Below are 13,641 nucleotides of genomic sequence, written 5' to 3'. Positions count from 1 at the left end.
TAGGATTCTGCCTAGCTTTAAAAAAATTCATTATGTAATTTAAATATAATCAACCTTTTGAGCTTTTAAAATATCAAGCTGCAACATCTTTTTCTTTTTATATCTATAGGCAATAAACAAACCAATAAACCAGATTGGTGAACACTCAAGTGCAATTAAGGTATCGTGATCTAAAGCTAAAATTACAATAGTGAAAACTAAAAATAGCATCGTAAACCATGCCATAAATAATCCACCCGGCATTTTATATTGGGATTGAATATGTAATTCAGGGAATTTTTTACGATAGGAAATATAAGAAAGTACAATCAACATGAATGTAAAAATACATAAAATTGAAGTGAGCGCTGAAATAATTGTAAACGCAGTCATGACGTTTGGAACAATAAATAAAATAGAGGTTCCCACCGTTACACAAGCCATCGAAAATACGAGTCCTCTAATTGGAACCTTACTTTTAGATAACTTACTAAAGCTTTTAGGAGCATCATTGTCTAATGCTAAACCGTATAACATACGACTGGTCGCAAAAATTCCACTATTGGCCGAAGATAGCGCTGAAGTTGCTACAACAAAATTGATTAAACCTGCCGCAATTGGTAAGCCAACTAACGTAAACATTTCCACAAATGGGCTTTTTTCTGGTGAAATTTTTGCCCAAGAGGTGACCGCAATAATACAAACCAATGCGCCCACGTAGAACAATAAAATACGTAAAGGAATAGAGTTAATCGCTTTTGGAAGTGATTTATGCGGGTCTTTGGTTTCAGCAGCAGTTGTACCGACAAGCTCAATACCCACAAACGCAAATATGGCAATTTGGAAACCTGCCAAGAAACCTGTTACACCATAAGGAAACATAGATTGTGTTTCAAACAAATGACTAACCGATGCCTTAACACCATTCGGAGAAGTAAATCCGGTACTAATTAAGTAAATACCAGCAAGAATGAACAGAATAATTGCTGTAATTTTGATGAGGGAAAACCAAAATTCGAGTTCACCAAATAGCCGAACGGCCACAAAATTGAGTATGGTTAAAATTGCTAATGAAGTAAATGCAGGAATCCAGACGGGTAAATCAGGATACCAAAACTGCATGTACCCTCCGATCACGATCACGTCTGCAATAGCAGTAATAATCCAGTTACACCAATAGGACCAACCAAGGAAGAATCCCGCCCACGGACCAAGATATGCCGTTGCAAAATCTGCGAATGTTTTAAAATTAGTATTCGCCAGCAGCAACTCGCCCATTGCTCGCATTACGAAGAAAAAGAAGAAACCAATAATTAAATAGGTTAAAACAATTGAAGTTCCTGAAATACTTAATGTTTTACCGGAACCCATAAATAATCCAGTCCCGATTGCACCGCCAATCGCAATCATCTGAATATGACGATTGGTTAATGAGCGTTGCAATTTCTCTTCTTCTTGCTCAGTCATATGTTGACTACCAAGAAGATCTCCTTCCAGGAATTGCTTTCCGTTATTCTTACTCATGTAATATTTACTCCAATTTATAGCAATCGTTGTAAATGTTTTAATAATAAATAAATTATATGATTATCAATTTAGTCCATTAAATCATTTTAAAAATATTATTAAATCATTTAAAACCTTATAAATTCCTTTTTAAAAGCTATTACCTACAACAATAAAAATTAATCATAAATCCTTTCCTTCATTATTATATTAGCCTGACCTCTATCAATATAATTTCGGTAGAGAATTAAAATATATGAATTAATTAAATATTTTAATTGTCTGTCATTTATAGAATAGCGACAGGCTAATGAATTCCAGCTCAGCAAGCAAGATTGTGTTTATCCATGTACCAATCTTGCGTTAGCGATAATATAGTATTCCCTCTTAAATTTGGTGAAATGTATAGTATTTCTGCTTAATTAACAGCCATTCGCAAATGATCAGTCTCTTTGAGTTTGTTTACCGCTTTTGGATTGGAAACCTGTTTAGCTTGAACACTTAGCACACGAACTAAACAACCATTTTCGGCATTCAATTGTTTTGCTTGTTCTTGTGTTAATTGCAGCTTTTCTCGATAAGGTTTGCTATACACAAGAATGGCACGATAATTTTGATAGTCATCATTGGCTACAATGTAAGGTTCATCCCCTACCGCAATATTTTCAGGTTGTTCAATTTGGACCACTACAGATTGACTTTCTTTAATCGCTCGTAAGTTTTCAATATCGGCCTGCAATGTCGCCCCACCATCAAAAATATCGACATATCCTTTATAGCGCAGCCCTTCTTCTAGCAAGAGATTGTAGGCTGGTCGAGTATTTGGATGGACAATACCAATTGCTGCTTTAGCATCGTCAGGCAACATATCGACATAGAGTGGATGTCTTGGCATCAGCTCTGCAATAAAGGCCTTTTGTCCGACTCCACTTAAATAATCAGCTTTGGTAAATTCAATATCAAAAAACTTATGGCCTACCGCATTCCAAAATGGTGACTGCCCATTTGCATCGGAATAACCACGCATTTCTGCCACAATGGTTTCTTCAAAATATTGGCGAAATGCCGACAGAAACAAGAAGCGAACTTTAGATAAAAATTTGCCATTTTTATTTAAGCGATAGTCCGGATCTAAGAACAAAGTACAAAGCTCACTACAGTTGGTGTGGTCATTACTCAAATATAGTGTTGGTAAAGCTTTATAAACACTTAGCGGTTCCGAGGCATGAACTTGCGTCCCTACATGAAAGTTGTACCAAGGCTCTTTTAAACCAAGTGCGACTTCAATACCGCAGACCCCTACTACTTTGTTGAGTTCAGTATCTTCGAGAACAAATAAATAAACCTGATCTGCCTTTGGCAACTCACCTGCAACTGTCTTGCAAGCTCGGTCGATGCGCGCTGCCAATTTTTCTATATTGGGCTGTAAAGACGTCAAGCCAAAACCTGCTTTTTGAGCCAAGAGGTAAAGGTCATTAACGTCTTTAGGTTCGATGTAGCGAATAATCATCATGCCGCTTGTTCATCCTTTTGAATTGCTACGAAGCGAGCAAGTGCACGATCAAATCTTTTTAAACCTTCATCAATATCAGCCAAAGGAATAATCAGAGATGGTGTAAAGCGCACAACATTTGGACCAGCAATAAGACTAAGTAATCCCTCTTCACCCGCAAGGTTATTAATATCTTTTGCTTTGCCAGCGAACTCTGATTTTAAGACGCAGCCAATGAGTAAACCTTGACCACGAATTGTTTTAAAGATTTCATATTTTTCGTTTAATTTATTTAAAGCTTTTTTATAGTAATCATGGCGCTCTTTAACCCCGTTAAGCACTTCGGGTGTATTAATAAATTCAAATACTGCACCTGCAACTGCACTTGCTAACGGATTACCACCGTAAGTCGTACCGTGCGTACCAACTGAAAAATGCGGAGCAAATTTATCTGTCGTTAACATCGCACCGACTGGGAAACCACCACCTAGCGCTTTTGCAGTTGTAAGAACATCTGGAATAACACCAGTGTTCATGTAGGCATAAAGTGAACCTGTACGGCCTACACCAGTTTGTACTTCATCAAAAATAAGTAAGNGCTTTTGCAGTTGTAAGAACATCTGGAATAACACCAGTGTTCATGTAGGCATAAAGTGAACCTGTACGGCCTACACCAGTTTGTACTTCATCAAAAATAAGTAAGGCACCAAACTCATCGCACAGTGCACGTAAGCCTTTTAAAAATTCGATGTCAGCCGGAATAACGCCGCCTTCACCTTGTATCGGTTCAACAATAACTGCACATGTTTGCTCATTGATCACCGCTTTTGCAGCTTCTAAATCGTTAAAGGCAACATGATTAATGCCATTTGGAAGTGGTGCAAAGTCTTGTGAATATTTAGGTTGACCACCAGCTGAAACGGTAAATAAAGTACGGCCATGGAACGCATTATTAAATGCCACAATGCCACTTTTACCAGCAACACCGCTGTCTAAACCCACTTTACGAGCTAGTTTCAATGCAGCTTCATTGGCTTCTGCACCTGAGTTACAGAAGAATACCTTGTCTGCAAATGTATTTTCAGTGAGTTGTTTTGCAAGGCGTAGAACAGGTTCATTTGTATAACCATTTCCAACATGCCAGAGTTTTGTTGCTTGCTCTGTTAAAGCATTTACTGCCACTGGATGCGCATGACCTAATGCGTTTACTGCAATCCCGCCTGCAAAATCAATATATTCTTTATTTTCTTGATCCCAAATACGTGAACCTTCACCACGTACCGGAATGAAATTTGCCGGTGCAAAAACTGGAACCATCCACTCGTTAAAGTCACTACGAGAAACTGCAAAATTATTCATCTTATCTAGTCCATTAAATTGAATTATTAGGCTTAACTGATTCCCCTATTATTCAAAATCAAATTGATTCACAAAATTTGTAATTCAGTAAAAAATGAATTATTTTTTACCAATCTGATAATTGACAATTACAATATGGATAACATTGATCAAATTATTTTAGGTTTGCTTAAAGATAACGCACGGATGTCTGTTACCGAGTTAGCCGAAAAAGTTCACGTTTCAAGAGCAACGGTAAAAAAGAGAATCGAGTATTTAGAGTCGTCAGGCATCATTACCGGATACACGGTACGGTTTAAACCCAATGCAGAACGAAATGTCATCCGTGCATGGATGAGCATTATGGTCGAAGGGACCAAAGCGCAGTCTGTGATTAAAGAATTACGCCTAGAAAGTGCCGTTGAATGTTTGCATAAAACTAATGGTAAATGGGACATTTTGGTTGAGCTACGATCTGACACTTTAGAAAACTTCGACAAAGTTTTAGAAAGAATCAGGAACATTTCAGGTATTTATAACAGTGAAACCAGCATCTTGCTTGCGAGTCATAAGACCTAATAACTCACTTTAATTTCAAATAATAAGAAAGAAAAATTGATGAGCTAAGCATAAGGTTTGGCTCATCAAGCTGCTCTCGATTATAAAAATTCTTCTATTGTCTTTCGTCAAATCAACAAAACTATTACGACGTTGAACCTATTCTAAAAATCTTCAATAAATTTTTTAACTTTTTTTAAACAATAAAATCAAAAACTTAAAATCCAATTTGATTTGAATTCTAACTTTTTTCATTCACTCCCCCCGTCAAAGCATTTGACAGAAAATTTAAAACATAATACATATAGTATTATATGTTATATGTTAAAACCTAAGGACAAGGTATAAAAAATGGCTAAAACTCAACTAAAACACTTTATTAACGGCGAATATGTTGCTAGCAAAGGAAATGATTATTTCGACTTGGTAAGTCCGGTGACTGGCGAAGTTTATGGTCAATCGCCTAATGCAACCGAGGCAGAAGTTGATGCTGCTTACGCTGCTGCAAAAGAAGCTTTTAAAATTTGGGGACGCAGTACACCTTCAACTCGTCAAAAAGCATTGCTTAATTTAGCAGATGCTATTGAAGCAAATGCGGAGCGTTTAATTGAGGCGCAAAGTCGTAATACGGGTCAGTTAAAACACTTAATTGCATCTGAAGAAGTTGGTGCATCGGCAGATCAGGTTCGTTTCTTTGCAGGTGCTGCTCGCCTACTGAATGGCACAGCTTCAGGTGAATATTTAGAAGGTTTAACCTCTTCTATTCGCCGCGAACCAGTCGGTGTAGTGGGTCAAGTTACACCTTGGAACTATCCACTCATGATGGCTGTTTGGAAAATTGCGCCTGCTTTAGCAGCTGGTAACACTGTGGTACTTAAACCAAGTGACACAACACCAGAAAGTACACTTTTACTCGCAGAAATTGCTGCACCATTTTTCCCTAAAGGTGCATTTAATGTGGTGTTAGGCCAAGCTCAGGTCGGTTCAAAAGTTGTATCGCATAAAACACCTGCGCTCGTTTCTATTACAGGTTCGGTTCGTGCAGGCTTACAAGTTGCAGCTTCTGCGGCAGCTAATTTAGCCAAAGCCCACCTTGAGCTTGGTGGTAAAGCACCTGTGGTGGTTTTTGAAGATGCCGACATCGATAAAGCTGTTGAGATGATTGCTTTAACCGGTTACTTCAATGCAGGACAAGACTGTACTGCTGCAACACGCGTGATTGTGGCTGAAGCAGTTCATGATGAATTTTTAGGTAAATTAATTGAAGCTGCAAAAAATACACGTTTTGGTGAACCAGATGATCAAGACGCTCTTTATGGTCCACTCAACAATGCTAATCAATTAAAGAATGTTAAAACCTTTATTGACAACTTACCTGCTCACGCCAAAGTTGAAACGGGTGGCAAGCAAGCCGATCGTCCAGGATTCTATTTTGAACCAACTGTGATAAGTGGTTTAAAGCAACACGACGAAGCAATTCAAAATGAAATTTTTGGACCAGTCATTACTGTTCAAAAATTTACAGATGAAAATGATGCTATTGAAAAAGCCAACGATATTGAATATGGCTTGGCTTCAAGTGTCTGGACTAAAGATCATGCACGCGCAACTCGCCTGTCTCGTGAACTTGATTTCGGAACCGTTTGGATTAACACCCATATTCCTTTAACTGCAGAAATGCCACACGGCGGCTTCAAAAAATCAGGTTATGGTAAAGATTTATCAGGCTACGGTTTTGAAGAATATACCCGCGTTAAACATGTAATGAGTTCAAATGAATAATAAAAATCAGATTTGAAAGGAGATCAAAATGAATAAACAAGAAATGAAAGACTTTGTGAGTAAGGCGCACCACGAGTTATTTAATTTACACGATACCACTGCTCTAGACCGTTATTTTTCGGAAGACTTTATTGAGCACTCTCCACTGGTTGCCAACGGTATTTCAGGATTGCGTCAACTGGTAGAAGACTGCCCCGACATGCAACATGAAGCTGTGCGTGTATTGGCAGATGGCGACTTGGTTGCGATTCATGGGCGCTTTCAGGGATTAGATGAAAACCCGTTAGTTGGCTTTGATATTTACAGAGTGAAAGACGGCAAAATTGTAGAGCATTGGGATGGACTAGTAGCAGAAGCAGCTCCAAATGTGAGTGGCAGAACACAATTAGATGGTCCAACCGAAATCGTAACTCACCATGACCCAGAGGAAAATCGTGAGATTGTGACCTCTTTCTTTAAGAAGTCATTAATTGATGGCAATTACGAAGCATTTAAAGAATACACCCACGGCGATCAGTTCATTCAGCATAGCCCAGATATTGGGGATGGCGTTAAGGCAGTGATTGATTTTTTGAACAATATCCGTAATGAAGGGCAAGGTTTGGTATACTCCAAAACTCATCGCTCCATTGCTGATGGTCAATTTGTATTGACACATTCTGAAGGAAATATTGCTGGAAATCGACATGCCTATTTTGAATTGTGGCGTGTAGATAATGGCAAAATTGTTGAACTTTGGGATGCAATACCAGCTGTGCCTGAAGATGAACAGGCAGTCCATCAATATGGCGTGTTTTAATCATTTATCCGTTTCATTAAGCTAAGTCACTGACTTAGCTTTTAGAGAATTCGCCATGTCAGCATATACGATAATTTTTGCACCTATCGCTCAGGCAACTCGCTCGGAACAAGTTGTTGAACGCTTGGAAAATGCAATTATCTCTGGATTGCTCAAAAGCAATGAACAACTTCCTAACGAGGCGGATTTAGCTCGCTTAATGGGAGTGTCACCGATTACCGTTCGTGAAGCGTTAAATACTTTACGGGTAAAAGGTCTGATTGATACTCGACGCGGACGAAACGGTGGAAGTTTTGTTTGTGAGTTACCTTCCGACTTACTTTTAAACAAACATCCTTTGCGTCAAGCTTCAAATGAATATCTTGCTGATCTAGGTGAATTTCATAGTGCAATTTTAAGCCATGGTGCCTATTTAGCAGCACAAAGAACAACTGAATATGAACTGGGCAAAATCAAAGAGCTTATTGAACAATTTGAACAAGCCGTTGAAGCAGACACTCGTGCCCAGCTTGATTTACGTTGCTTGCTGACGCTCACCTCTTTTGCCCAATCAGCTCGACTAGCAAATCAAGAGTTAACCATACAAGCCGAATGGGCGCCACTCATCGCAGTGCTTTATCAAGATGATCATTTTCATCAATTGGTCGTCGCGCAATACCACCAACTTTTATCATCTTTTATTCAAGGCAATGAAGATGATGCTGTTATTCAAGCACGAAAAATTATTTCGATGCTAACAGACCAAATGCTTCGATATAAGTTATCTATCGAATAAAAATAATAAAACAGAGCGCTTATCAAATATCGAGTGAGAAATACGGAATTTTAGGAGTTATAGGAATGACCCAACATTTAGATATAGAAGAGCTTCAAAATTTGTTAAAGACGGTGGTTGAGGAAACGACAGCCATTACAGAAAAACTGGCGGCTAAAGCGAGCAAAATTCTCTCAAAACATGAACCTGAAAAAACAAAAGACGTTAAGCTTTCAGGTTCAGAACGTTCAGCTTTGCAAAAAGAAATTAAAAAGGCATTACAGGAAAGCCATTACAGTCAAGGTATCGGCTTTGCAAGTTATAGTCCTGCAACGCAAGAAGAACAAGATTATTGGACACTCGAATGGTGGTATAAAAAAGAAGATCAGTTACAGCAAGCCAAACTTGAAAACTATCAAAATGCTCAGCGCTTTTTAGATTTTCGCTCTTTTGAGTGGTTCCATAAACCTGCTCAAAATAAAAGTCCGTGCATCCATGGGCCTTATGTCGATTATATTTGTAATGGTGCATACACCATCACCCTTGCCCATCCAGTCATGATTCGTGATCAATTTATCGGTGTAATTGCCACCGACATTTTAGTTTCCGCACTCGAAAAACTTCTCATGCCGAAGCTGAAAAACATCAAACAAAAAGCAATCGTGATCAACGATTCTTCTCGAGTCATTACTTCAAATGACGTCACCATCAGGACAGGCACACTATTTAGAGGACAAAGCCCCGAGCAGGTTCTCTCACGACCGTGTCAATCTTTTCAATTGGTCGTTATCTAGAGCAAAGTCAAAAATACTAAATATTTGACCTTACTTTAGGACATTACCAAGGCGAAACAGCACCTAAAGCTTCTGGCTTTTGTTCAAACTTTCTTCAATCAGACTTGCTTATTCAGGTCTTGGGGAAGTTTTGGCTCAAAAATAGCATCGCTTTTCCGGATGAAAAGCAAAACAACGAAATTTGAGGTTGAAATGACATGGAAAATAAAACGTCTTCCTTAAAAAAACTGTCTCTTTGGCAAGTCACGATTATTGGTATTGCCTACATGACGCCAATGACAGTGTTTGATACTTTCGGCATTGTCTCTGGAATTACCAATGGTCACGTGCCACTTGCATATTTACTCGCACTTGGTGCTATGTTACTCACCGCTTGGAGCTATGCAAGATTCAGTAAAACTTCAGAAAAATCAGGCTCGGCATATAGTTATACTGCCGAAAGCCTAGGCCCTAAAAGTGGCTTTTTTGTCGGTTGGTGCTCCCTACTCGACTATCTGTTATTACCACTCATTAATGTTTTGCTTGCCGCAATTTATCTCACTGCCCTCATTCCAAGTCTGCCTTACTGGTTTTGGGTGATTGTATCGGCGAGCCTTGTCACCTTAGTGAACTGTTTCCGTATTCGCTTACTCGCTAACTTAAGTCTGTTGTTTGTGTTTGCACCCATCATACTCATGGTTATCTTTGTCTATTTAGTGATTCAGGGTATTGGCTCGACTCAAGGTTATGAGCATGTGCTTACCTTGGCTCCACTCTGGCATGAGCACCAATCGTTACTACCACTCGTTGCGGGTGCCTCAGTTTTGTGCTTTTCATTTTTAGGTTTCGACGCAGTCACAACGCTTTCAAATGAAACCAAACAACCCACTAAAAATATTCCCCGTGCAGTCATGTTAACGACTCTCGCAGGTGGGCTTATTTTCTTTACTGCCGCTTGGTTTATTCAGCTTTATTTTCCAAACAATCTTCGCTTTCATCATCCATCGGAAGCGCTTCCTGAAATTGTGCTTTATGTCGGCGGGGCTTTTTTCCAGTCTGTATTCTTATGCGGGCAAATTATGAACACCGTTGCCTCTGGCCTAGCCTCACATGCCAGTGCTTCACGTTTACTGTATATAATGGGCACCGACAATATTTTTCCCAAAAAGTATTTTGGGACAATTCATATCTCCTTAGGTACACCATTTTTCTCGGTTTTATTTGTTGGTCTTATTTCAATGTCCGCGGTTTTTCTAGATTTAGCACAAGTCGTAAGCCTTATCAGCTTTGGTGCGCTAGTCGCTTTTACAGCCGTAAACTTCTCGGTTTTTATGAAATTTTATATTAAAGATAAACAGCGCTCAGGGTTTAAAAATAAATTTCTAAACCTATTTTTGCCGCTTATATCAGTCATCAGCATTATTTGCCTCTGGCTTAACCTTGACTCATCTTCACTGACTTTCGGATGTTTCTGGTTATCTTTAGGTATTCTTTTATTTATCTATAAAACGATTAAAAAACAAAGTATTGCTATTAGTAATGCTTATTAATTTTTAAGGAAATTCATCATGAATATTATTTCTAAACCCCAGTTTTTAAAAGACGTGGAATATAAACCAAGTAAATCTCTACAAGTGGGTAAAGAATGGAGCTGGTTAAATCCAAAACATGCAAAATTTGACACAACAACGGTAGAAGGCACATCGGTAGATAATCCAGCGAACTACTATGAAAGCTCACTTTTTGATTGGCATACATTTGACAGTTTAAAGACCGATTTAGAATGCGATGTGGTTGTTATTGGTGGCGGTTTATTAGGTTCATCGACAGCCTTACATTTAGCTGAACAAGGCGTAGATACCGTTTTATTAGAAAAAAATCGTATTGGTAGTGCAGCTTCTGGTAGAAATGGCGGACAACTCACCCCCGGTTTGGCACGCTGGGAAGCTCAAGAAATGGCCGATCGATTAGGTTATGAAGATGCAAAAAAACTGTGGCATTTTACCTCTACAGAAGCGATGCAACTTATTGATGACATCTCAGAAAAATACCAGCTCAACTTTGACCGAAAATATGGTCATATTACTGCCGCCGTTCACGAAGGACATTTAGTGGGTCTAACCCAAGGCGCCGACGCCCGAAAATATTTAGGTGAAGACCATACCCGCATTGTGGGTAAACACGAACTCATGGACTATATTAAGTCTGATTATTATACGGGTGGTTTAATTGATGAGTTGGGTGGACAAATTCATCCTTTAGCTTTAAACCGCGGCTTAATTTATGGTTTTTGCCAAAATGGCGGTTCTGTTTATGAGCAAACAGAAGTCATTTCGATAGAAGAAAAACCAGACGGTATTTATGTTCATACAGCCAATGCAGTCGTAAAAGCTAAAAAGTCTGTAGTTTTGGCAGTTCATCATGCTTCTTTTAAACTTTTATCAGAACAAAACAATACCACTATTCCATTTTATACTTATGTTGCGACTACCGCTCCGCTAGAGCTTGATACAAAAGAGCTTCTGCCATTTGGGCATCCGGTTTATGACACTCAGTTCCAGATTGATTACTACCGTCCCGTGTTTAATAACCGTTTATTGTTTGGTGGGCAAGGCACTGGAACGTGTTGGGGTCCAGAGAAAACCTTAAATTATCTAGAACATCGAATTCATACAGTATTTCCTCAAATTAAAAATCTAGAGATGGACTTTGTCTGGAGTGGAACGACTGATTTAACGGTAAATGGTGCAGTTGATAGCCGTAAGTTTGGCAATAAATTTCCGATTTATGCTGTTCACGGCTGGAGTGGTCACGGCGTTGCACAGACAGTACGCATTGGTAAAGCCATCGCAAGTGATTTTGTTGGGCAATCTAATGACTTTGAAATGTTATCTAAAATTGACCATCAAAATATTATGTTTGGCCGCACACTTGCACCCGTTGTCATTCCACTCGCAAAAAGCATGTATGGCATCGGTGCAATGTTAAACCCTGGCAAAATGGTGTCTTTCTAATTTATAGAACCACTAATTTCAGAAAAAGGATTCGTATAGCTTTGTACGGATCCTTTTTTATTTAACTGAGTAAAATCCTTTTCAAACTAGGTTATCCCTAACCAATCTATTACAATAGCGCCAGCTTTTTAATTCAGCGCATATATTTTGAGCAACTCATCTTCCCAATTAAAACGTGGACTTAAAAATCGTCACATCCAGTTAATCGCTATGGGTGGTGCTGTCGGGACAGGTTTATTTTTAGGTTCTGCACAAGTCATCCAGTCTGCTGGTCCTTCTATTATTTTAGGTTATGCCATCGTTGGTTTGGTCGCATTTCTAATTATGCGCCAAATGGGTGAAATGATCGTAGAAGAACCGGTTGTCGGCTCTTTTAGTTACTTTGCACAAAAGTATTGGGGAAGATTCCCCGGTTTTTTATCGGGCTGGAACTATTGGGTAGTTTACATTCTGGTTGCAATGACAGAACTAACAGCGGTCGCTAAATATGTGCATTACTGGTGGCCTCATATTCCTGCTTGGATATCAGCCTTATTTTTCTTTGTTTTGGTCACGTGTTTGAACTTGGGCAATGTTAAATTTTATGGTGAATCTGAATTTTGGTTAGCCATTATTAAAGTCGCTGCTGTCATTTCGATGATTGTATTTGGCTTATATTTATTGGTTACTGCGGGTAATGACTCTATCGCTAGCTTTTCAAACCTATGGCAGCATGGCGGATTTTTCCCACATGGGTTTTCGGGCCTGTTTTATATGCTCGCCTTCTTAATGTTTGCTTTTGGCGGTATTGAACTGATTGGGATGACTGCTGCTGAAGCTGAAAATCCAGAAAAAAGCATTCCACAAGCCATTAACCAAGTCATCTTTCGAATTTTGATTTTCTATGTGGCTTCACTTGCCATCATTATGTCGCTTATTCCGTGGAATCAGCTTGACCTTGGTGGTTTAGATAAAAGTCCATTTGTCATGATTTTTAGCCAACTTGGCATTGGTTGGGCTGCACATTTACTTAACTTTATTATTTTGACTGCTGCGCTTTCGGTTTACAACAGCGGCATGTATGCCAACAGCCGTATGTTATATGGACTTGCAGTACAAGGTCATGCTCCAAAAGTTTTTGCACAAGTGAGCAAACAGGGTGTTCCTAAAGCTGCTGTTATCTTCTCTTCTATTTTGATTTTTGGTTGTGTATTGCTTAACTATTTCGTACCAGAAGAAGCTTTAAGCTATCTCATGTACATGGCCGTAGCCGCTTTAGTTTTAAACTGGTCAATTATTAGCTTTACCCATTTGAAGTTTAAACGTGCGATGAAACTTGAAGGTAAAGCTGTCAAATTTCCTGCGCTATTTTCGCCTTTAAGTAACTATATTGTTTTAATTTTCATTGGCATGATTTTATATATTATGTGGACTCAAGGATTTGAAAAATCGGTGATTTTACTTCCGATCTGGATCACTTTCATGTTTGGGCTATATAAATTTTTAAGTTGGAAAAAAGCACTCTAATATTCAAAGAAGGCTTATTCAAACAGGATAAGCCTTTTATCATTTAACAGCTCGTCACCCTAAGTAACTTCAGAAAATCTACTCGAAAAACCATTCACATTCTATTCATCATTGTTGAATAGCTCTCTGCTAGACACATT

11 protein-coding genes and 1 pseudogene are annotated in these 13,641 nt (G+C 38.8%); 8 read left to right on the top strand and 4 right to left on the bottom strand.

What is annotated here, in order from left to right; translation table 11 throughout:
• Window positions 1-39: 39 nt before the first annotated feature.
• The 4 genes and pseudogenes from ASF86_RS01225 to ASF86_RS01210 form a co-directional block, all read right to left on the bottom strand.
• A complete protein-coding gene (locus ASF86_RS01225; RefSeq protein ID WP_056478627.1) occupies window positions 40-1,503 on the bottom strand; it encodes an amino acid permease in 1,464 nt (487 codons plus the stop codon).
• 400 nt (window positions 1,504-1,903) lie between these two features.
• Window positions 1,904-2,998 carry an arginine N-succinyltransferase gene (gene astA, locus ASF86_RS01220; protein WP_056478625.1) on the bottom strand — a complete coding sequence of 365 codons (1,095 nt, stop codon included), beginning with the start codon at window positions 2,996-2,998 and terminating at the stop codon, window positions 1,904-1,906.
• A pseudogene (locus tag ASF86_RS20215) lies at window positions 2,995-3,574 on the bottom strand (aminotransferase class III-fold pyridoxal phosphate-dependent enzyme); the annotation flags it as partial. The gene astA and the pseudogene ASF86_RS20215, both read right to left, overlap by 4 nt.
• Window position 3,575: 1 nt before the next feature.
• A partial coding sequence (locus tag ASF86_RS01210) for an aminotransferase class III-fold pyridoxal phosphate-dependent enzyme (RefSeq protein ID WP_227508767.1) occupies window positions 3,576-4,336 on the bottom strand: 761 nt, incomplete at its 3' end.
• 135 nt (window positions 4,337-4,471) lie between these two features.
• On the opposite strand from ASF86_RS01210, the gene ASF86_RS01205 reads away from it, so the two are divergent.
• The 8 genes from ASF86_RS01205 (at window position 4,472) to ASF86_RS01170 (ending at window position 13,501) form a co-directional block, all read left to right on the top strand.
• The gene (locus ASF86_RS01205) at window positions 4,472-4,894 is read left to right on the top strand and encodes an Lrp/AsnC family transcriptional regulator (RefSeq protein ID WP_002120489.1); all 423 of its coding nucleotides are present in this window, start codon (window positions 4,472-4,474) and stop codon (window positions 4,892-4,894) included.
• A gap of 330 nt (window positions 4,895-5,224) precedes the next feature.
• A complete protein-coding gene (locus tag ASF86_RS01200) occupies window positions 5,225-6,655 on the top strand; it encodes a gamma-aminobutyraldehyde dehydrogenase (RefSeq protein ID WP_056478623.1) in 1,431 nt (476 codons plus the stop codon).
• Window positions 6,656-6,683: 28 nt separating this feature from the next.
• Window positions 6,684-7,454: a nuclear transport factor 2 family protein gene (locus ASF86_RS01195; protein ID WP_003652774.1), complete on the top strand. Its 771-nt coding sequence runs from the start codon at window positions 6,684-6,686 to the stop codon at window positions 7,452-7,454.
• A 55-nt stretch (window positions 7,455-7,509) separates the two neighbouring features.
• The gene (locus ASF86_RS01190) at window positions 7,510-8,229 is read left to right on the top strand and encodes a FadR/GntR family transcriptional regulator (protein WP_056478621.1); all 720 of its coding nucleotides are present in this window, start codon (window positions 7,510-7,512) and stop codon (window positions 8,227-8,229) included.
• A gap of 65 nt (window positions 8,230-8,294) precedes the next feature.
• Window positions 8,295-9,002: a cache domain-containing protein gene (locus ASF86_RS01185; RefSeq protein ID WP_017391632.1), complete on the top strand. Its 708-nt coding sequence runs from the start codon at window positions 8,295-8,297 to the stop codon at window positions 9,000-9,002.
• A gap of 197 nt (window positions 9,003-9,199) precedes the next feature.
• The gene (locus ASF86_RS01180; protein ID WP_056478619.1) at window positions 9,200-10,531 is read left to right on the top strand and encodes an APC family permease; all 1,332 of its coding nucleotides are present in this window, start codon (window positions 9,200-9,202) and stop codon (window positions 10,529-10,531) included.
• An 18-nt stretch (window positions 10,532-10,549) separates the two neighbouring features.
• A complete protein-coding gene (locus ASF86_RS01175) occupies window positions 10,550-11,995 on the top strand; it encodes an NAD(P)/FAD-dependent oxidoreductase (RefSeq protein WP_056478617.1) in 1,446 nt (481 codons plus the stop codon).
• Between the two features lie 147 nt (window positions 11,996-12,142).
• Window positions 12,143-13,501: an amino acid permease gene (locus ASF86_RS01170; protein ID WP_081407511.1), complete on the top strand. Its 1,359-nt coding sequence runs from the start codon at window positions 12,143-12,145 to the stop codon at window positions 13,499-13,501.
• The last annotated feature ends 140 nt before the right edge of the window (window positions 13,502-13,641 follow it).

This window comes from Acinetobacter sp. Leaf130, assembly GCF_001423205.1.
Lineage (GTDB): Bacteria > Pseudomonadota > Gammaproteobacteria > Pseudomonadales > Moraxellaceae > Acinetobacter > Acinetobacter calcoaceticus.
The sequence above is the reverse complement of the archived record's forward strand: the minus strand, read 5'-3'. Positions and strand labels throughout refer to the sequence as shown.